We start from the raw sequence: 18,438 nt of genomic DNA on the forward strand, positions 1-18,438 counted from the left end.
TTCAAGGTGTTTTTCTCATTCTAAACGACATATCTTTACGACGATATACACTCAGCACAATCCCCATTATAAATGCATGAAACAGAGTTGGTATCAATCCGTAGCTAATAAAAGGTAATGATATAGAAACACGTGGTAATATCCCGAGGGTCATGCCAACGTTACAAATAAAATGGATTACAAAAAGAGTCACTCCGCCAACGAGAAGCAATTTACCATAACCATCATTTATTTTATAAGCTATGTTCATTATTCTTACTGCAAAAAGAGAAAGAATCACGACAAGAACTAGCGCAAGTACATATCCATAATAGTAAGTCAAACTTGCAAATACAAAATCAGTATGGGCAGCACGGATAGACTTTATATTTTCATATGTACCAAACCAACCTGCTGAAGACATCGCCTCTTTTAAACGTAAATACCATAGATCATGCTCTGGATTTAACATTCCTAAAATTCTGGCCATACGGTATTCTTTTACAGCAGACCAGGAAAGTAGATCCCTAATAATCAATGGTACAATAGGTAAAATCGTAATGAGCCATGCCGTTTTCTTTCCTAACTTACTCCACCAAAGCATAACAAATACCATCGTAATATAGATGAAAATTGGTAAAAGAATTGATGTAGTTGAAAATAGATATAAAGAAAATACGTACAACATGAGAAGATGCATAAGCTTTAACCTACTATTATTGAAAAAAGAAGCCCAAGCCAGAAAGAAGAATGGTATCGTCATTAAACAGTCAATTGTGATGGGACCAATTTTTATGATTGCCTCTCCAATCACGTAACCAGTCGGAAAACATTTTATCATTAATAAGATCAGTACCCCAATTGTATAAAACAACCATCCAAACCTCTCTAACTTCCGATAATCAATCAGCATTATCCCAACAGCTGTTACAACACCGAGAATAACAAATATCACCTTATTCATGAATAAGTCAGCATGTCCAAAAGTTATAACCGGCAAAAACCCTAACCCCATCGCAGCCACTAATAAACCAATTAAAAACCAATCCACCTTTGGTTTATACAGTTTGTTAAGTTCTTCGCCAAGTTTGACCGGACTTCCCATTTGTTCAACGGCCTTATCTTCCGCAACTGCCTCACTTAACCCTTTCCCTATCCACATATTCTTCGTCTGTTTTAAGTGAAATTCTAGTTCCGTTACCACCAAGTCCTTCGCTTCTTTTGATTTAATATGGTTCGTAACTTCCTTTAAAAAACGCTCCCCTTTTTTGTTCAATTTTTTCTCACTCCTGTACTAATCCTTTTAATATAAATCGTGCCTTCGTAGCATTCTTCTCTGCCTTTCGCAGCATTTTATTTCCTTTATCATTTAATTGATAATATTTAGCTCCCGCGTGATCCCAGCTAGATTGGATAAAGCGATTCTGTTCTAGACGATGTAATAAAGTGTATAGAGACCCTTCATCACCTTCGAATTTTTGAATCCCTCTCCCTCTTAGTAACTGCATCAATTCATAACCTGTTTTTTCATTCATAAGAAGTTGTAACACTGCTAAAAGGATATCTTCTTCCTTTTCGGACGATTGCTTAATTTTTTCGCGCACCTGCTTCTGGTGTTGATCAGAAAAACTCAAATGTTTAAACGTTGTGTTCTCCATTGATTTTCGCAAGCCTTTTAATCGATCTTCCATTTGATTATCCCTCCAATCCTTTCTTCAAAAGCTCCTTCGCTTTTTTCAGTCTCGTTTTTATCGTGTTTTCTTTCACGTCTATTACAGTAGCAATCTCTTTAATTGATAATTTTTCATAATAAAATAGATAAATGACTTCTCGGTATTTTATCGGTAAATTCATTACCGCAGAAGCGAGCTCACGATCCTCCGCATTTTGCATAACAGTTTGTTCGACACTATCATTTTGAACCCCCATATAAGCAGATTCATCCTCTGTCACGATCACCTTTTTGTTATACCAACTTTTTATATAGTCCTTACATTGATTAATCGCAATTCTCCATAACCACGTTTTCACATTCGACTTCCCTTTGTATGTATGAAGAGACTTATAACATTTCACAAATATATCTTGCGTTACATCCTCAGCGATTTCTTTATTGTTTACATATGAATACACAAGCTGCAGGACTTCTTGTCCATACTTGTTCATGATTTCATCGATAAGGAGTTCCTTATCTTCTATTTCAAACGCTTCTACCGTTAATTCATCCACATCATTTCCTCCTTCCCATATATTAGACGACGCACTGTATGAAAAAGTTTTATAAATGTATAAAAAATACGGACGGCAATAACGTTTTTTTATAAAACACTTTCCAGCCACTTACATATAATAAACCGAATAGTCGTTACAATACATTCACTGAAAGAGCGCCTCTCTCCCAAGGCGCTCTTTCAGTTTGTGATAAGGGTTTTATCGTAGTGCTCTAGTAGTTCTGGATCTTCATAAATGTTTTTATCAAATTCATCATCCAAAAGCTTCTAGGTAATTTTCTTTGAGCAGGGTGTATCCTCCGCTAAATTAAAAAGAGAACTCATTTAATTTAATAGTTCGCCTTTTAAATATTACCGCAATTTTCTATGTTAAAATTAATGTTGGAGGTGTTTCTTATGGAGGAATTGCAAGAAATTTTAGAGAAAAGCAACTATACATATGCAATAATTCAACACGAAAAACCGATACACTCAAGACAAGAGGGCTCAGAGTATTTTGGGATTGAAGTTGGGCAAACAGCTCCAACGATGATACTAAAAACCGATAAAGGCTTCTTTGTGTTAATTGTATCTGGAAGCCGTAGTAAAATTAATTTTGAGAAAATAGCTAATATTTTAGGTTGTAGTAAAGTGAAATTAGCATCTCCAGAGGAAGTTCAAAAAGTTACAGGCTTTCAGGTAGGAAGTGTTCGTATGGTAGGTCTTGATTTACCTTGTGTGATAGACAAACGACTTTTCCATTATGATTATATTTACGGAGGTACTGGTCAATCAACATTTACTTTAAAACTTGAACCACAGGCCTTAAATGAATTAAATCAAGTGATCGCAACTTTCGATTAATAGGGAATACTACATTTTCTTGTTTAACAAACGGGTGCCATTTTTTGAATAAAACCTAAATTTCCAAACCACTTTATTGTTATATTTTTTTAGTGTAGTAAAGTATCTTACATCAAGATTAAACAACTATATTTTTAACCCCGTCCTAAATTTAGAACGGGGTTATACTTGTTTGGGCTTTTAAATTAAATAACTTTATTGTCATTTTACAATATCTACATTTAGTTTTGGATTTTCTGCTAACTCTTCAGTCGATTCAACCTCAATTTCTGAAGTGAACGGAATTACATACAGATATACCATCTAGATTTTAGGATCATAAGTAATTAATTTTTTTATGATACACCTCATATCCGTATTCATTTGTCTTGTTCCCTATTTTAAAACATAATACAATTGAAATGTAACTTAATAAGCTATAACTAGTAGGTGTGGTAATCATCTCTTCCATTTTGAAAAAAGGGGGGAGGTGATAAAATGATCGCGATGTTTGTCATTAAATTAGTGTACGGTATCCTAACCGGAGCTGGCGTTGTCATCGGTAGAAGATACGTCGGTCCGTGGCTAATTTCTGTATACAAAAAAGCGAGAACCACCCTGCTTCGTGGAAAAGGTAAGGGCGGTTCTCGGCTAAAACGTTAATGTAATTGTCTTATAACCGCACCTACTACCACCACAATAGCAAGTTAGGTTACACAAGGCAGAAGTTTCTCAGACTTCTGTCTTCTTTATTTTATGCAAAATTCATACTACATACTCTATCATCATTGTAACACATTTTATTTATTTTTAGTCAAGATAAAAAACACCTGAAGGGGTTCCCTTCAGGTGTTTCTCTATTTTACGCTAACGCAGCCGCCTGCTCTTGTTGATCTACAGGAATGACAGCGTCTGTTAATGCTTTTTCTAGTTCAGCTGTATATTTCATTTGTTCTTCTTTGCTCCAGCCTAGTTTCGCAGCCATGTAGTTGATTACTGCTTCTTTCCACTCGTATACCCAGTGGATGTTGAAGAATACAGCGCCTCTACGGCGTACGAAGAAGTCAACTGGTTTTGCTGTCATTTCGTAATCCATTGCGTATACAAGCGGGATTAGAACGTCAAGCGGCATGTTGTATTCTTTCGCTTCGTCTTTATGTTTTTTCGCTAAGTCAAATAGTACGTCAACGTTAGAGCCGTAGAATTTCGCGAATTCTTCTGCTTGTGCTGTTGTTAAACCATATTTCGTACCTTCGCCAGCTTTTTTCGCAACGAATGCTGGGAATCCGTGTGAACCATCTACATGTCCACCAGAGATTGGCATATGTTTCGTGTCGCTCTTCGGATATGCGCTATGACCTTCTTTTTGTAGTAAGTTCGTTACGTAGTCTACTACCATTTCAGCCATTTTGCGGTATCCTGTTAATTTACCACCTGCGATTGTAATTAAACCAGATTCAGAAGTCCAAATTTCATCTTTACGAGAAATTTCAGATGCACTCTTACCTTCTTCATAAATTAACGGACGTACACCAGCCCAGCTTGATTCAATGTCTTTCTCTGTAATTTTCACGCTTGGGAACATGTAGTTAATCGCATTAATGATGTATGTGCGATCTTCTGTTGTCATTTGTGGTACAGCTGCGTCTTTATCATAGAACGTATCTGTTGTACCTACGTATGTTTTTCCGCCGCGAGGAATCGCGAACACCATACGTTTATCTGGTGTATCGAAGTAAATTGCTTGACCTAATGGGAAACGTTTTTGGTCAATTACTAAGTGAACACCTTTTGATAACTGAAGTACTTTTCCTTTTTTCGAGTTATCTTTTTCACGAAGTGTATCTACCCAAGGGCCAGCTGCGTTTACAATTTTCTTACCGTACACTTCATATACTTCACCGTCTAGTAAATCGATTACACGTACACCGCATACTTTTCCATCTTTATATAAGAAACTGTCTACTTTTGCGTAGTTAACAGCTTTTGCGCCGTGCTCAATTGCTTCTTTCATTACTTCAATTGTAAGACGCGCATCATCTGTACGATATTCTACGTAGTAACCGCCGCCTTTTAATCCTTCTTTTTTTACAAGAGGCTCTTTGTTTAATGTTTCTTCACGGTTAAACATCTTTCTGCGCTCGCTTCGTTTTACACCTGCTAAGAAGTCGTATACACGAAGACCAATTGATGTACTAAATGATCCGAACGTACCGCCTGTATGGAACGGAAGTAACATCCACTCTGGTGTTGTTACATGGGGACCGTTCTCATATACGATCGCACGCTCTTTACCCACCTCTGCTACCATTTTCACTTCAAGTTGTTTTAAATAACGTAGACCACCGTGTACAAGCTTCGTTGAACGACTTGATGTACCTGCTGCAAAGTCCTGCATTTCAAACACAATTGTTGATAACCCGCGTGTTGCTCCATCTAATGCAATACCAGAACCAGTAATACCTCCACCAATTACGATCACATCTAACTCTTGTTTATTTACTCCGTTTAATACGTCTTTACGTTGTTTACTTGAAAATTTCATGGTAATTCCTCCCTTTGATAACGAAAAAAGAGACCACAAACTCCGCTATAGATTTCGCTTCTATAGCGCGTTGTGGTCTCTCCAAATCTCCTACCGAATTATTAACTTGTCACCATTATAACACTGTTTATGATTATTTGAAAGCTTTTGTTGCTTCAATTGCTTTTTTCCATCCAGCATATAGCTCTTCGCTTGTTTTCGCTTCCATCGTTGGCTCAAAGCGTTTGTCCATATGCCACTGTTCTTTAATTTCATCTTGGTTTTTCCAATATCCAACTGCAAGACCAGCTAAGTATGCTGCACCTAGAGCCGTTGTTTCGTTGATCACTGGACGCTCTACAGGAACATCTAAAATATCACTTTGGAACTTCATTAAGAAGTTATTTTTAACCGCTCCGCCATCAACGCGTAATGTTTTCAGTTCAATACCTGAATCTGCTTCCATTGCGCATAATACATCTTTCGTTTGGTAAGCTAAAGATTCTAGCGTTGCACGAATGAAATGCTCTTTCGTCGTACCGCGTGTTACACCAAACATAGCGCCGCGTACTTCACTATCCCAATAAGGTGTTCCTAGTCCAACGAATGCTGGTACAACGTATACACCATCAGTTGATTCAACGCGATTCGCATACACTTCACTCTCACTTGCATCTTTAAACATGCGCATTCCGTCACGTAACCACTGAATTGCAGAACCTGCTACGAAAATACTTCCTTCTAATGCGTAGTTTACTTTACCATCTATTCCCCATGCAATTGTTGTTAATAGACCGTGCTCAGAAGCTACTGCTTTTTCACCTGTGTTCATTAACATGAAGCAACCAGTTCCGTAAGTATTTTTCGCCATACCTTCACCGAAACAAGCTTGTCCAAATAATGCTGCTTGTTGGTCACCAGCTACACCTGCAATCGGTACATTTTGACCGAAGAAGTGGTAATCAATTGTTTCTCCGTAAATTTCAGATGATGGACGTACTTCTGGAAGCATGCTCTTTGGTACTGTTAACATTTCTAGAAGCTCATCATCCCACTGTAAGTCGTGAATGTTAAACATTAACGTACGTGATGCGTTTGAGTAATCTGTTACGTGTGCTTTACCACCAGATAGTTTCCATACAAGCCACGAATCAATTGTTCCGAATAATAGATCGCCGTTTTCTGCTTTTTCTCTTGCACCTTCAACGTTATCTAAAATCCATTTTACTTTCGTTCCAGAGAAGTATGCATCAATTAAAAGACCTGTTTTTTCGCGAACCATTTCACTATAACCTTTTTCTTTTAACTCATCACAAATTTCAGCTGTTTGGCGAGATTGCCATACGATTGCGTTGTAAATTGGTTTACTAGTCGTTTTATCCCAGACAACCGTTGTTTCACGTTGGTTCGTAATACCGATACCAGCGATTTGTTCTGGTTTTACATCTGCTTCGCTTAAGCAAGTTGCGATAACTGCTAAAATAGATCCCCAAATTTCTTGTGCATTATGCTCTACCCAGCCCGGCTTTGGAAAATGTTGTGTAAACTCTTTTTGAGCTGAATGAACAATTTCACCTTTTTTATTGAAAAGAATTGCGCGTGAGCTTGTTGTTCCTTGGTCTAATGAAAGAATATATTTTTTCATATCGGTTTCCCCCTTATGCTACTTTTCTACTATTTGTATTGCTTCCGCTTTTTTTACTTGTCATATAAGAGATTGCTAGTACAATCACAGTTGCGATAATCACATAAATAAGTGCTGAATTTTGCTTTCCTTCAAATACAACTTGATGGAATAAACCTGCAAGTGATCCACCTAAAATTGGACCAACTACTGGAATCCATGCATACTTCCAGTTTGAACCGCCTTTTCCTGCAATCGGAAGGAAGAAGTGTGCGATACGCGGACCTAAATCACGAGCTGGGTTAATTGCGTATCCTGTTGTCCCACCTAATGATAAACCAATACTTACAATTAAGAAACCTACGATAAATGGATTTAATCCATCTGCAAATTTATTTGCACCAATTGCTAATATACCAAATACTAAAACGAATGTTCCAATCATTTCACTTAAAAGGTTTGCAAATGTGTTCGGAATTGCTGGACCTGTTGCAAATACACCTAACTTTGTTCCTGGATCTTCTGTTTCTTTCCAGTGTGGTAAGTAATGTAAATATACGATAACTGCCCCGATAATTGCCCCAATCATTTGTGCTGCGATATAACCTGGTACGTCACTCCATGGGAACGCTCCCTTAAATGCTAATCCTATTGTTAAAGCTGGATTCAAATGTGCCCCACTAATTGATCCAACCGCATATGCTGCAACCGCTACCGCTAAGCCCCAGCCCATTGTAATTACAATCCAACCAGAATCTTTCGCAAACGACTTCTTTAAACTTACACCAGCACAAACGCCGCCACCAAGTACGATTAACAACGCAGTCCCTATTAATTCTCCTAAAAATGCTGACATAGTATCCCTCCACAATCAATTTAAACGCTTCCAAATGTGATAGAGGTAAAATGAATGGCCATTCGTTTTTGTCAAAAGAAAAAGACCCACAGCTTGCACGCTTCTATATAATTTTATATAGAAACAATGAAATGTGGATCTCTACTTTTCTCCGTCACGTTTATTAACTTGTCTATAATGTTAACCGTAAATGAAAGCGGTGTCAACGAAAAAATTCACATTTTCGTCACTTTTTTTGGTAATGTTTCCATAGTTCGCGTTTTGATGTCGTAATTGCTGTCGCACCAGCGTTTAAAGCTCTTTCCACATCTTCTACAGTACGAATAAAACCACCCGCTAAAATCGGTACACCAGTACGCTCTTTCACTTCAGCGATAACGTCCGTTAATGCTCCAGGAAGTACCTCAATATAATCCGGTTTCGTCTTATCTAAAAGATTGCAGCTCTTCTCCATTGCACTCGAATCGATTAAAAAGATGCGTTGTATTGCCACAACACCTTTTTGCTTCGCCTTCATAATAACGCTCGCCTTTGTTGAAAGTAACCCGTACGGTCTAAACTCCTGACATAAATATTCCGTCGCATGCCCATCACTCTGCAAACCATGAATTAAATCCACATGTAAAAACACCTTTTTACAATATTGCTTCGCAAGTGATATAACACTCTTCAATTGACCGACATGAATATCTAAAATAACGATATATTCATACGAACTATGTAATAGCTTTTCCAAATCTTTAATTTGCCTCACTGCCGGCAAAATCTTCTGTTCATGAAATTCCATTCTATATGTCCCCTTCTTTATGTCATCCTATCCTTTATAGTACACAATTTAAGTGAAAAGAACAGCTAGTGTTGGGGATTTCTTTCAAATCTTTCTCTTATCTATATATTTTCTTCAACTTATCGGAACCTATACCACCTATAATCATTAGTGCAAGGGGCAAAAGATTCATTACATATGGCGCATCTGCTACAATTGTAATACTTGCTCCAGCAAACTTATTTAGCATCCATACAACGATTTTTGCAATAAACAAAAATACTCCTATTATAAATAGACTATCAAAAAACACCTTCCATTTTGGATATGCCAATTGCTTACTATCTTCAATTACTTTCTGCGTCAATTCTTCATCACTCCTTAGCAGTTCATCAATTGTAATACCGAACAGGTCACTTAAATGAATAATAATTTCAATGCTCGGATAGTTCTTTTCCGTCTCCCATTTCGAAACAGATTGCCTGCTCACATGAAGTTTTTCAGCCAAATCATTTTGCGACCAATTTCTTTTTTCCCTTTCTTCTTTTAAACGCTCACTAAAAATCATACTGTGTTTATCACCTCTCTATGCCCATTATGTTCAAATAAATGATGAAGAGTAAAGCGAGTTATCGTTGCATTTCCTGCGCAACTTATGCGTTACAGCTTATAATGGCGCTATTTTATATGTTTCTTCCCTATACTATGCTCCAATAATAATTTCCCGAACAATAATACAAAGGACGGATACTAATAAATTGAAACTTTAATCAGTGGGGGTTTTGTTGATCCCCCACCTAACTTCTTTGCTTCCGCTGAATTTTGAGGTGGGGGTCTTACTGCCCGGCAAATAGCGGGATAAAGACTAGATTAGGCATAAAAAATACGCCATCCCTTCTTATCAGTCTCCAGAAAGAATAACGCAAATTTTCATTTTTACTCATCATTTTTCGGACTATATAAAAACTCCGGATATTTCACAACAGGCCACTTCTCCTTACGCAGGGAATCCATTACTTGCGGGCCAACATGTATATTACTCTCCACTATTTCTTTAGGAGTCAGTGCCATCCATTGATTTAACGATACATCTTCAAAACGATTGCTTCTGAACATCTCTAAAAACCATAATGTTTCGGTACCTGTATTTTGAATATAATGCCCCGTCGCAAACGGTACATACCCGACATCGCCAGCTCTATAATCAAATGTACGAGCGGTACCATTTCCAAGAAACACAGTCATTCTCGCTTCCCCTGTCAAATAATATTGCCATTCATCATTATTCGGGTGCCAATGAAGTTCTCTCATTCCGCCAGGCTCAACCTCAACGAGCGCTGCTGCGATTGTTTTGGAAATAGGAAAATTTGTAGAATCTACAATTCGAACGCTACCACCAGGAGTCTTAATCGGCTTTTGTTTTAACAATTCATGTTTAAATGTTAAAGGAACTTCTCCTTTAGGTGATTGAATTTCCTGACTTTCAAGCGAACCTGGCACCTCTCCTTGATAAATATAAACTTGATCTGAAGGAATAGAACGAAAAGCACTCTCAGGTACTCCGAAATTAGCCGACAACACTTCTTTTGGCGTATGCGCAAACCAATCAGAAATAGCTAAAGTAGATAAATCAGAAAAATGCCCATCATCGAAAACGAGTAGAAATTCACAATGTTCCAATCCTTGAATGGAATGCGGAATACCAGGAGGAAAATACCAAAGATCACCTGGCCCAACATCAGCAATAAAATTACGCCCATTTTGATCAACAGCCGTTATGCGCGCCCGTCCTAAAAGCATATACGCCCATTCTGCCTCTTTATGCCAATGTAGTTCTCGTACTCCACCGGCCGTTAAACTCATATTCACTCCCGCAATCGTCGTCGAAACCGGTAGTTCCCGAGCAGTAATCTCCCGAGACCACCCGCCTTGTTTCAAAATCATAGAAGTGTCTGAGAATGAAAACTTCAAGTTAGGAACTAACCCTGCATCCGTTATAGGCGGAACAAGCATATTCGGATTTTGAATATCCCGCATAACATTACGAGGTCCAGAATCAATCGCACCTGCTCCGTCGCTGCGGATTGGTTGTGGCACATTCCCTCCCGCTTCATTAACAGTACATTTCTTCATGATTACACTCCTTTTTCATCCGATTAGTAAGTAAAAAGCCTCCATCATAGTGTATGAATTGGGCTTTAGATGGTTACAGTTACATCGTGAGAAAGGTTTGCCTATCATTATCGTTTTGTTCATTTCTCAACTTATACTAGTATGCTTAGCGCTTAGGAAGACAAAAAAATAAACTAGAACTAACAAAAAACCCTGTAAAATTTATTACAGAGTTTTTCACCAATTATTTATTGTTTTATATATCGAATACGAACATTATCGTCCATTTGATAAATTTGTAATGTGTTTCCATAACTAATTCCTAACTCTTCACTTGCACCAACTGCACCCACAAGTACCCCTTAAAATAATTTATTCTTAGTTGGTTTTACTACCGATACTCTTCGCTGCCTCTTCAAACAGTTTCGAACCTTCTTGTGCTTTACTTAGTGATTGATGCATTTTACTTTCGTCTTCTTGATCTAATGCATCAAATAGAAGTTGAAAACAATCCGCATATAGTTCCATCGACTGCTTTATCTTCGCCTGTTCTCCCTGTAACTCAGGAGGCGCTTGTAGATTCTTCAGTTTCGTTGCAGTTGCCTTTGCTCCACCTAAACTCAGTTGTACTTCACTTTTCTTTTGTTTGTATGATTTTACGTCTGAATCTGCTATTCCTTCAATTAATTTCATTGTATCTTCAATTTGAGTAGCACTATTTATGATATCTGCCTTGTACCTTTCAACATCTGAACCAGTTACCTTACCAGTTGAAGAACTAGAAGAAGTTGAATTATTTGAAGAAGAACTTGGTTGACTACTTGATGAGCTACTATTTGTACCTTCACCTTTCGCTACAGATAAGCTATCCTCTTTCTTGCTATCAGTTGACTTACTCTCTTTTTCAGAAGTCTTATTCTCTTTCTCTACCTTTTGCGTTTCTTCTTTCTTTGGTTCAGCTTTCTTACCATCAGTTTCAATTGTAATACAACCACTCAATAACATAACTGGTAGCGCTAAACTTACTAATTTCTTTGCTTTCATGATTACTAATACCCCTTTATTTGTAAAATGTAGTGCAAACAAGTTAATATACTTAACTAATAAATTTCCCTTGAATAATTTATTAAAATCTATTATCCATAGATTTCCTGCATATTCATAATATTTCCATATATAACATTTTACAAAGAATTACATATTTGGTCAAAGGGATTTATGTAGTCCTTAAAAGAAAATTTTAATCACAAAGAAAAGAAGCTAACAATAAATTGTTAACTTCTCAGCTTAAGGAAAAATAGTATCTTTCCTTATCTTCTAATATCTAGGTTGTGATTGAATATTTGTAAGGTGAACATCATACATATCAATGATTTCAAGAAATCTATCAGCTTCACGGAAAACATGGTCTGCTAATAATGGATGAATGATACTCTTTATTTTACATTGCTCAATTAAATCACGTGCTGTTTTCTTAAAATCCCGAAGAGATGCAACCGACACGCGATTTTGATCTAAAAATTGATCTAAAAGAGGAGCTGTTTGGGATTGTGGTTTCATAGATTCTAAGTCAATTGCTTGATACATCAATTCATCAAAATCATTGCTAAAATTTCGTGCTGTCTCTACAAGCTTTCTTTCCGATGGATCAAGAAGATGACCAATAAATTTAGCATGGTCTGCCATAATCCGTAAAAAGAAAACATTTTCTTTAATAATAGCATCAGGAAGCGCATCTAATTTACCTTCATTTAATTGTATTAAACGTTTTCTAAAATAATCAGCTTCCCTACTTGTATGGTCAACTAAAAGTGGAAAGTTATTTTGTCCTGGCAATTTACATGTGAGAATTAATCCTAAAATTTTTCGTTTAAATCCCCAAATATTAGTTGCGGCTTGTTGTACTTCTGCATTAAATCTTTTTATTTGCTCAGGATCTGTTTCATTTGTATAGGAATGCGCTATTTGTTCAATATGTTCAAACAATCGATAAAATTGATTCGCCTCTTCGATTAATTGCGTATCCTCGCATCTAAACCCTAAGCGAAGAAAAAGAGAATGCTCTTTCATGATTCTAGACCAAAAACGAATTTCATTTAATGAACGCTCAACAAACATTACAGATGTAACACCTGTATCAGGATGTAATGAAGTTTCATCCCTATGCATTGTTAATCCCCCCCCAGTAAAATCCCCACTAGTTCCATTCTTATGAGTAAAAATATATATAAATACCATCAATAAAAGTTTATGATGACTCTCTTATACATGTAAAATTAAACTAATATAACCTTAGCTTGATGAACATATACTGCTCCCGCAGAAGAAAAAAAGCTACCACCTAGATGTAAAATCCTACTAGGTGGTAGCCTTTCAAAATTTTTATTAAAGCAATACCGAATCTTTATCACTATCCTGATTACGTTTCTCGCGTTCTTCTTCTAAGCGCTTCATATATACTTCGCCTTCTTTTTCAATAAACTCATTATCCATATCTTGCTCTTTTTTCGAAGTATATAAAACCATGTAGCCACTTAGTACAATCCCGACAATTACAAGATACACCCACCATGGTAAAGTTTCCAAATCACTTCATTCCTTTCCTTAGACAAGCCTTATTAGTTTCACTTTATGAGGAAAGAAGTGGATTTATGCTTAAAATTTTTATTGTGGATGCTTCGCGAAAAACGCTTGTACATATTCCATAAACTCGATTGGTTCCTGACGAAACGGTGCGTGGTATCCTTTTTCAATAATATGAAACGTACTATTTGCAAATAGCCCATGATACAGTTCACCATTTTTCCAAGAAACACTCTTATCATGTCGTCCCCATATAATTAGAGTTGGCACCTTAATTTTATCAGCTTCCATCGCAATGCGGCGCTCTCTCATTTTCGTAAGCTGATCATAATGCTCTTTATCATCACGACTATTTTTCACTTCATTTTTATTATACTTCGTAATCTCAGTTACAGTTTGTAAGTCCGTCGATAGCGGCGGCACTTCATAACTGTCTTTTTGCTGGAAAGACTCTATCCCTGTAGCATCCGCCAAGATGAGATGCGTCACTGCATCCGGATATAAATACGCTAAATTAAGGGACATCTCTCCGCCCATCGAATGACCGAGCACCGCAAACTGATCGTATCCGAGCTTCTTCATTAACTTATAATATAAATTCACTTGCGCAGGAAACGAATACTGAAAATCAACTGGCTTAGAAGAACGCCCAAATCCTAAAATATCAACCGCTATAATCGTGTGATCCTTTACAAGTTCCGGATAAATATCACTAAACCCATCAGATGAACCACCAAACCCATGAAGCATAAGTAAAGGCGGCTTCCCCTCTCCAATTTGCTTAAAATAAATTGTCTGCCCATCAATTTGCGCCATACTCTCTTTCGTATGCAGCTTCATCATAACAGTATCTTTCACTTCTCCAACCTTCGCAATCGGCTTATCGACGAAATTACAAACAATTAACAAAACGAGCACAATACCGCTAATCATATAAAACTTAAACCTTTTCAAAGTTCCCGTCTCCTTTCTCTTGTTGCTATTTAAAAGTTTTTACATTTTTTGGTTATTTTATGTTCTCTTTTTAATTGTAACTAAAACAGTTACAATTATACTAAAAAAATATAACTCACTTCTATTACTAATGGTTATTCTGTAACTATTATAGTTACATATTTAAAGTAAGTCAATTCTTTTCTCTACATGGCCTGAAAATAGAAAAAGGGACTTCATGTTGAAGTCCCTTTCTTTGTTACTATAGTTGGCTTACTCCGCCGCCGTCGCCTCTATTATCTGCTGGTGCTCCGCCTGTGTCACCTCTAGTATAGTCCGGTTTTACTGGCGCTCCACCCGTGTCTCCTCTATTGAAACTAGCATAGTCTGGTTTTACTGGTGCTCCACCAGTATCTCCTTTATTGAAGCTAACATAGTCTGGCCTTGCTGGTGCTCCGCCTGTCTCTCCTATATTTAATGCTTGATTTGTAAACGCACTGTTAACTCCAATTGATAACGCGCCTACTAGCGCAATCCCTAACATTCCAAAGTGAATCTTTTTCATTATTTTAGCGCCCCTTTTTTTAATAATTTTTTCTGAGCTTTATGACTCATGTAAAAATAATAACTTGCTTTATTGTGATTCTCTTCTTTATAAAACCTTAGAGCTAACATTTCAGCGTATTCCTGTATACACTCCCATAGCTCTTCTTTTTCAAAATAAGTAATACCTTCTAAAACTACTTGCTCTAAGCTTAATGTAGGTGATTTTTCGTTTACGCTTTTCAAAATCATAAAACGATATTGAAACTCTTCCTTATTTAATTCTTTACAAATATCCAAACCTTTTTCAACCAGATCTGCTACCAATTGATATTGCCCTAATTTATAACATTCACGCGCTTCAACAAATAGCGCTTTAAAAAATTTCGGCTGTTTTTTTGTAACTTCGGATGCATGGCGAACTGCAAGTTCCGATAAATCTTGACTAGCATACAAAAAGGCTAAATTATGACGCACCATTAAAATATATTTTTCATAATTTACCTTTTGGAAAATATCCATAGCAGCATTAAAGCTTTCTTCCGCGAGTTCATAATTTTTCAAATCTACACAACACAGACCAAAAGCATTTTCACATAGCGCTATATTTATTTCGCAACCTATATGTTTTTTAAACTCTTCTTTCGCTTTTCTCAAATAATCAATTGCATTAACTTGTTGATATGTCTGATAGTAAAAATTACCCATACGATAATCAAACTCTGCATTTTCTAAAGAGTTCGAAACGTATTTCAGTAGTTCATTTGCTTTTTCATAACTTTCCTTTGCATCGCTATATTTAGACATTGAAGTACAATATATTCCTTTAAAAAAGTGATAATAATATGCTAAAAACCCTTTAGTTGGAATTTCAAAAGATTCTATTCTCTCAAAACTATTTTCTTTTATATTCAACCAATCCGTCAGCATTTTATATCTAAAATCTAATAAGGTAAAATACAAAGATAACTCCTGATCCACATCCAACCCACTAATCTTACTTTCAATCTCCTCTTTCATTTCCATAGCTTTCTCTATATTTTGCTGCAACATTACACGATACCAATCATCTAAAGAATGTTTCATTTGCTCCCGCGTTACTACATCTGCTCCCATACACTCGCATCCCCTTTTCTCCAAAATTGCAAAATTAGAATTTTTATACAATCATCAAAATTGTATATTACCACTCCTTTTCTATGCATTGAAAAATAATTATCAGAAAATTTAATATTTTAATTAATTATACCAAAGTTTTCCTTTTTGGTAACTTGAGAAACAATTATCAGAAAACTTACTAGGATAAATAAAAAAGCAAGCAGTTCCAGCACTCCGCTAAAACTACTCGCTCTCCTACTTACTATCTCTATTTTTACTCTTTAATAAATTCCTTCGTACTTCTCACTGTATCAATTGGACGGACTAATTTTTCAATTTCTTCACGTTTTGGCTCTAGGAATGGAGGTAAAGATAATTTTTCGCCAAGTGTTTCGTATGGCTCATCTCCCATAAATCCTGGGCCGTCTGTTGCAAATTCAAATAAGATTTGTGGTGCAACTCTTGCGTATAATGATTCAAAGAAATGACGGTCTACATAACCAGATGAAGGAAGTCCAACGCTACTGATTCTCTCAATCCATTCTTCTAATACAGCGCGATCTTCTACGCGGAATGCAGCATGGTGAACCGTACCAAAACCTTGTCGTGCTTCTGGAAGAACCGTATTATGTTCTACAATGACAGAAGCACCGTTTCCACCTTTATTCACTTCAAATAAATAGAATTCTCCTTCTTGCGCAACCTCTTTAAATAATAAAACTTTTTCTAGCACTTCTTTGAAGAAACTAAAGTTTACAATACGGATGAATACAGGGCCTAAACCAGTAATTGCATATTCTAATGGAACTGGTCCGTTTTGCCATGGTGTACCTGATTCGATCCCTTTATCAAGTTCATCTGAGATTAATTGATAGTGTTGGTCATCAAAGTCAACGAAAGAAAGAGTTTTCTTACCAAATTGCTCTTTAATTCCTGTATGTTCTACTTCAAGACGGTCAAAGCGTTTCACCCAATACTCTAATGCTGCATCAGTTGGAACACGGAATGAAGTTTTTGAAATTTCATTTGTACCGTGTACTCCTTTTGGAATACCTGGGAAGTCAAAGAATGTCATATCTGTTCCTGCACTACCTTTATCATCTGCAAAGAATAAATGATACGTTTGAATGTCATCTTGGTTTACTGTTTTCTTAACTAAACGCATTCCTAAAACGTGAGTAAAAAACTCATAATTCTTTTCTGCACTACTTGTAATCGCTGTAACGTGGTGAATTCCTTTTAATTGGTTCATTTTATATTCCTCCAATGTTTTTAAATTTATATTTTCTCTCCTATTAGTTCTCTTCAATAGGTGCTAAATTCACTTCAATTTCTGCACGCTGATCTTCTAGGAACGGTGGTAAATCAAGTTTTTCTCCTAAGTGTTCCACATCTCCATCAACTGTAAATCCTGGTCCATCTGTCGCAATTTCAAAAAGGATTCCGTTTGATTCACGGAAATATAAGCTTTTAAAGTAGAAACGGTCAATGATTCCTGAAGAATGGAAGCCTCTTTGTTTCACTTGTTCTTCCCAATAGGCAAGCTCTGCATCGTTTTTCACACGAATTGCTAAATGGTGAATGCTACCGCGGCCCGGCTTTTCAGTAGGACCATCTAAATATTTCACAACGATTTCTCCAAAACCCTCTCCTTTAATGGACTGAAAAATTGCTTCCTCTTCGCTGCGGCTAACCTCTGTATAACCAAACATCTCTGTAAGTGTACTCGCCATTTTATCAAGTCTACGCACTGTCATTTCTACAGAACCCATTCCTTGAATTTGATGCTTTGCAGGAACTTCTGATTTCTCCCAAGTTTCCCAGTGCTCTACTTTTTCTCCGTTTGAAACGAGTAGTACTAAGCGAAGACCTTCAGCATCCTCAAATTGTAAAGCAGGACGATTTGCATATGTTGTTAGTTCACTATGTTTCACATCAAATTTCTCAAATCGTTCTTTCCAGTAATGTAAGCTTTCCTCTGAAGGAACGAGTAATCCAATTCGCGTAATTGCATTTGTACCGCGATATGTTCTTCCTACTAAAGGAATTTCAAAAAATGATAACTCTGTACCCGGACTTCCTGTTTTATCTCCGTAAAATAAATGATACATTGACGGATCATCTTGGTTTACTGTCATTTTCACACGACGTAATCCAAGCACATTTTTATAAAAGTGATTATTTTCATTTGCATTTTTCGTAACCATTGAAATGTGATGATGCCCTTTAATTTCATACATTGATAATTCCTCCGTTTCATTTTACTAGTCAAGTGATAACTAAAAAATAATATGCTTCTTAGCTTTTCAATTTATTCTCATTATGTTTTTGTAAATTCATCTTAGTTTTTACTGTATAAGTTACTTT

19 protein-coding genes and 1 pseudogene are annotated in these 18,438 nt (G+C 36.6%); 2 read left to right on the forward strand and 18 right to left on the reverse strand.

Annotated elements, in window-relative coordinates; all coding sequences use genetic code 11:
- Position 1: 1 nt before the first annotated feature.
- The 3 genes from AC0OM3_RS14580 to AC0OM3_RS14590 are packed head-to-tail and all read right to left on the reverse strand — an operon-like array spanning position 2 to position 2,208.
- Positions 2–1,255, reverse strand: coding sequence for an FtsW/RodA/SpoVE family cell cycle protein (locus tag AC0OM3_RS14580; RefSeq protein WP_089149387.1), 1,254 nt, complete (start codon positions 1,253–1,255; stop codon positions 2–4).
- A 7-nt stretch (positions 1,256–1,262) separates the two neighbouring features.
- Positions 1,263–1,670: a PadR family transcriptional regulator gene (locus AC0OM3_RS14585; RefSeq protein ID WP_000390149.1), complete on the reverse strand. Its 408-nt coding sequence runs from the start codon at positions 1,668–1,670 to the stop codon at positions 1,263–1,265.
- A 4-nt stretch (positions 1,671–1,674) separates the two neighbouring features.
- Positions 1,675–2,208, reverse strand: coding sequence for a sigma-70 family RNA polymerase sigma factor (locus tag AC0OM3_RS14590; RefSeq protein ID WP_474212219.1), 534 nt, complete (start codon positions 2,206–2,208; stop codon positions 1,675–1,677).
- A gap of 398 nt (positions 2,209–2,606) precedes the next feature.
- On the opposite strand from AC0OM3_RS14590, the gene AC0OM3_RS14595 reads away from it, so the two are divergent.
- Positions 2,607–3,053, forward strand: coding sequence for an aminoacyl-tRNA deacylase (locus AC0OM3_RS14595; RefSeq protein WP_000391907.1), 447 nt, complete (start codon positions 2,607–2,609; stop codon positions 3,051–3,053).
- A 210-nt stretch (positions 3,054–3,263) separates the two neighbouring features.
- On the opposite strand, the pseudogene AC0OM3_RS14600 reads toward AC0OM3_RS14595, so the two are convergent.
- Positions 3,264–3,392 (reverse strand): annotated as a pseudogene (locus AC0OM3_RS14600) (DUF2283 domain-containing protein); the annotation flags it as partial.
- A gap of 138 nt (positions 3,393–3,530) precedes the next feature.
- On the opposite strand from AC0OM3_RS14600, the gene AC0OM3_RS14605 reads away from it, so the two are divergent.
- Positions 3,531–3,695, forward strand: a complete 165-nt coding sequence (locus AC0OM3_RS14605; RefSeq protein WP_000561154.1) for a hypothetical protein — start codon at positions 3,531–3,533, stop codon at positions 3,693–3,695.
- A gap of 199 nt (positions 3,696–3,894) precedes the next feature.
- Here AC0OM3_RS14605 and glpD read toward each other — a convergent pair whose 3' ends face one another.
- The 14 genes from glpD to AC0OM3_RS14675 all read right to left on the reverse strand — a co-directional run bounded on the left by glpD (position 3,895) and on the right by AC0OM3_RS14675 (position 18,311).
- Complete coding sequence (gene glpD / locus AC0OM3_RS14610; RefSeq protein WP_000672831.1) at positions 3,895–5,577, reverse strand: aerobic glycerol-3-phosphate dehydrogenase; 1,683 nt, start codon at positions 5,575–5,577, stop codon at positions 3,895–3,897.
- 133 nt (positions 5,578–5,710) lie between these two features.
- Positions 5,711–7,201 (reverse strand): glycerol kinase GlpK, encoded by a 1,491-nt coding sequence (gene glpK, locus AC0OM3_RS14615; protein ID WP_000760009.1) that lies wholly within the window; start codon positions 7,199–7,201, stop codon positions 5,711–5,713.
- A gap of 13 nt (positions 7,202–7,214) precedes the next feature.
- Positions 7,215–8,036 (reverse strand): glycerol uptake facilitator protein GlpF, encoded by an 822-nt coding sequence (gene glpF / locus AC0OM3_RS14620; RefSeq protein ID WP_001272195.1) that lies wholly within the window; start codon positions 8,034–8,036, stop codon positions 7,215–7,217.
- Positions 8,037–8,262: 226 nt separating this feature from the next.
- The gene (gene glpP / locus AC0OM3_RS14625; RefSeq protein ID WP_000394285.1) at positions 8,263–8,823 is read right to left on the reverse strand and encodes a glycerol uptake operon antiterminator GlpP; all 561 of its coding nucleotides are present in this window, start codon (positions 8,821–8,823) and stop codon (positions 8,263–8,265) included.
- A 97-nt stretch (positions 8,824–8,920) separates the two neighbouring features.
- On the reverse strand, positions 8,921–9,370 hold the full coding sequence (locus AC0OM3_RS14630) for a helix-turn-helix domain-containing protein (protein WP_474212222.1): 450 nt from the start codon (positions 9,368–9,370) through the stop codon (positions 8,921–8,923).
- A 368-nt stretch (positions 9,371–9,738) separates the two neighbouring features.
- Positions 9,739–10,935: an oxalate decarboxylase family bicupin gene (locus tag AC0OM3_RS14635; protein ID WP_000710666.1), complete on the reverse strand. Its 1,197-nt coding sequence runs from the start codon at positions 10,933–10,935 to the stop codon at positions 9,739–9,741.
- Between the two features lie 357 nt (positions 10,936–11,292).
- Complete coding sequence (locus AC0OM3_RS14640) at positions 11,293–11,958, reverse strand: DUF7018 domain-containing (lipo)protein (protein WP_000644835.1); 666 nt, start codon at positions 11,956–11,958, stop codon at positions 11,293–11,295.
- 273 nt (positions 11,959–12,231) lie between these two features.
- Positions 12,232–13,083 (reverse strand): DUF2935 domain-containing protein, encoded by an 852-nt coding sequence (locus AC0OM3_RS14645; RefSeq protein WP_474212225.1) that lies wholly within the window; start codon positions 13,081–13,083, stop codon positions 12,232–12,234.
- A gap of 216 nt (positions 13,084–13,299) precedes the next feature.
- On the reverse strand, positions 13,300–13,500 hold the full coding sequence (locus AC0OM3_RS14650) for a sporulation YhaL family protein (RefSeq protein WP_000449223.1): 201 nt from the start codon (positions 13,498–13,500) through the stop codon (positions 13,300–13,302).
- A 78-nt stretch (positions 13,501–13,578) separates the two neighbouring features.
- A complete protein-coding gene (locus tag AC0OM3_RS14655) occupies positions 13,579–14,451 on the reverse strand; it encodes an alpha/beta fold hydrolase (protein ID WP_000819476.1) in 873 nt (290 codons plus the stop codon).
- Between the two features lie 241 nt (positions 14,452–14,692).
- Positions 14,693–14,995 carry a Phr family secreted Rap phosphatase inhibitor gene (locus AC0OM3_RS14660; RefSeq protein WP_196477870.1) on the reverse strand — a complete coding sequence of 101 codons (303 nt, stop codon included), beginning with the start codon at positions 14,993–14,995 and terminating at the stop codon, positions 14,693–14,695.
- Positions 14,995–16,089: a response regulator aspartate phosphatase gene (locus AC0OM3_RS14665; RefSeq protein ID WP_196477869.1), complete on the reverse strand. Its 1,095-nt coding sequence runs from the start codon at positions 16,087–16,089 to the stop codon at positions 14,995–14,997. Before AC0OM3_RS14665 ends, AC0OM3_RS14660 begins: the two co-directional genes overlap by 1 nt.
- Before the next feature lie 256 nt (positions 16,090–16,345).
- Positions 16,346–17,323, reverse strand: a complete 978-nt coding sequence (locus AC0OM3_RS14670; RefSeq protein ID WP_001072556.1) for a ring-cleaving dioxygenase — start codon at positions 17,321–17,323, stop codon at positions 16,346–16,348.
- A gap of 43 nt (positions 17,324–17,366) precedes the next feature.
- Positions 17,367–18,311: a ring-cleaving dioxygenase gene (locus tag AC0OM3_RS14675; protein WP_474212228.1), complete on the reverse strand. Its 945-nt coding sequence runs from the start codon at positions 18,309–18,311 to the stop codon at positions 17,367–17,369.
- Positions 18,312–18,438 lie beyond the last annotated feature (127 nt).

Source organism: Bacillus sp. FAU20 (assembly GCF_056033865.1).

Coding starts and splice junctions, on each gene's coding strand:
- AC0OM3_RS14585 (WP_000390149.1), bottom strand. CDS start 1,670: ATGGAAGATCGATTAAAAGGCTTGCGAAAATCAATGGAGAACACAACG.
- AC0OM3_RS14595 (WP_000391907.1), top strand. CDS start 2,607: ATGGAGGAATTGCAAGAAATTTTAGAGAAAAGCAACTATACATATGCA.
- AC0OM3_RS14605 (WP_000561154.1), top strand. CDS start 3,531: ATGATCGCGATGTTTGTCATTAAATTAGTGTACGGTATCCTAACCGGA.
- glpD (WP_000672831.1), bottom strand. CDS start 5,577: ATGAAATTTTCAAGTAAACAACGTAAAGACGTATTAAACGGAGTAAAT.
- glpK (WP_000760009.1), bottom strand. CDS start 7,201: ATGAAAAAATATATTCTTTCATTAGACCAAGGAACAACAAGCTCACGC.
- glpF (WP_001272195.1), bottom strand. CDS start 8,036: ATGTCAGCATTTTTAGGAGAATTAATAGGGACTGCGTTGTTAATCGTA.
- glpP (WP_000394285.1), bottom strand. CDS start 8,823: ATGGAATTTCATGAACAGAAGATTTTGCCGGCAGTGAGGCAAATTAAA.
- AC0OM3_RS14630 (WP_474212222.1), bottom strand. CDS start 9,370: ATGATTTTTAGTGAGCGTTTAAAAGAAGAAAGGGAAAAAAGAAATTGG.
- AC0OM3_RS14635 (WP_000710666.1), bottom strand. CDS start 10,935: ATGAAGAAATGTACTGTTAATGAAGCGGGAGGGAATGTGCCACAACCA.
- AC0OM3_RS14640 (WP_000644835.1), bottom strand. CDS start 11,958: ATGAAAGCAAAGAAATTAGTAAGTTTAGCGCTACCAGTTATGTTATTG.
- AC0OM3_RS14645 (WP_474212225.1), bottom strand. CDS start 13,083: ATGCATAGGGATGAAACTTCATTACATCCTGATACAGGTGTTACATCT.
- AC0OM3_RS14660 (WP_196477870.1), bottom strand. CDS start 14,995: ATGAAAAAGATTCACTTTGGAATGTTAGGGATTGCGCTAGTAGGCGCG.
- AC0OM3_RS14665 (WP_196477869.1), bottom strand. CDS start 16,089: ATGGGAGCAGATGTAGTAACGCGGGAGCAAATGAAACATTCTTTAGAT.
- AC0OM3_RS14670 (WP_001072556.1), bottom strand. CDS start 17,323: ATGAACCAATTAAAAGGAATTCACCACGTTACAGCGATTACAAGTAGT.
- AC0OM3_RS14675 (WP_474212228.1), bottom strand. CDS start 18,311: ATGTATGAAATTAAAGGGCATCATCACATTTCAATGGTTACGAAAAAT.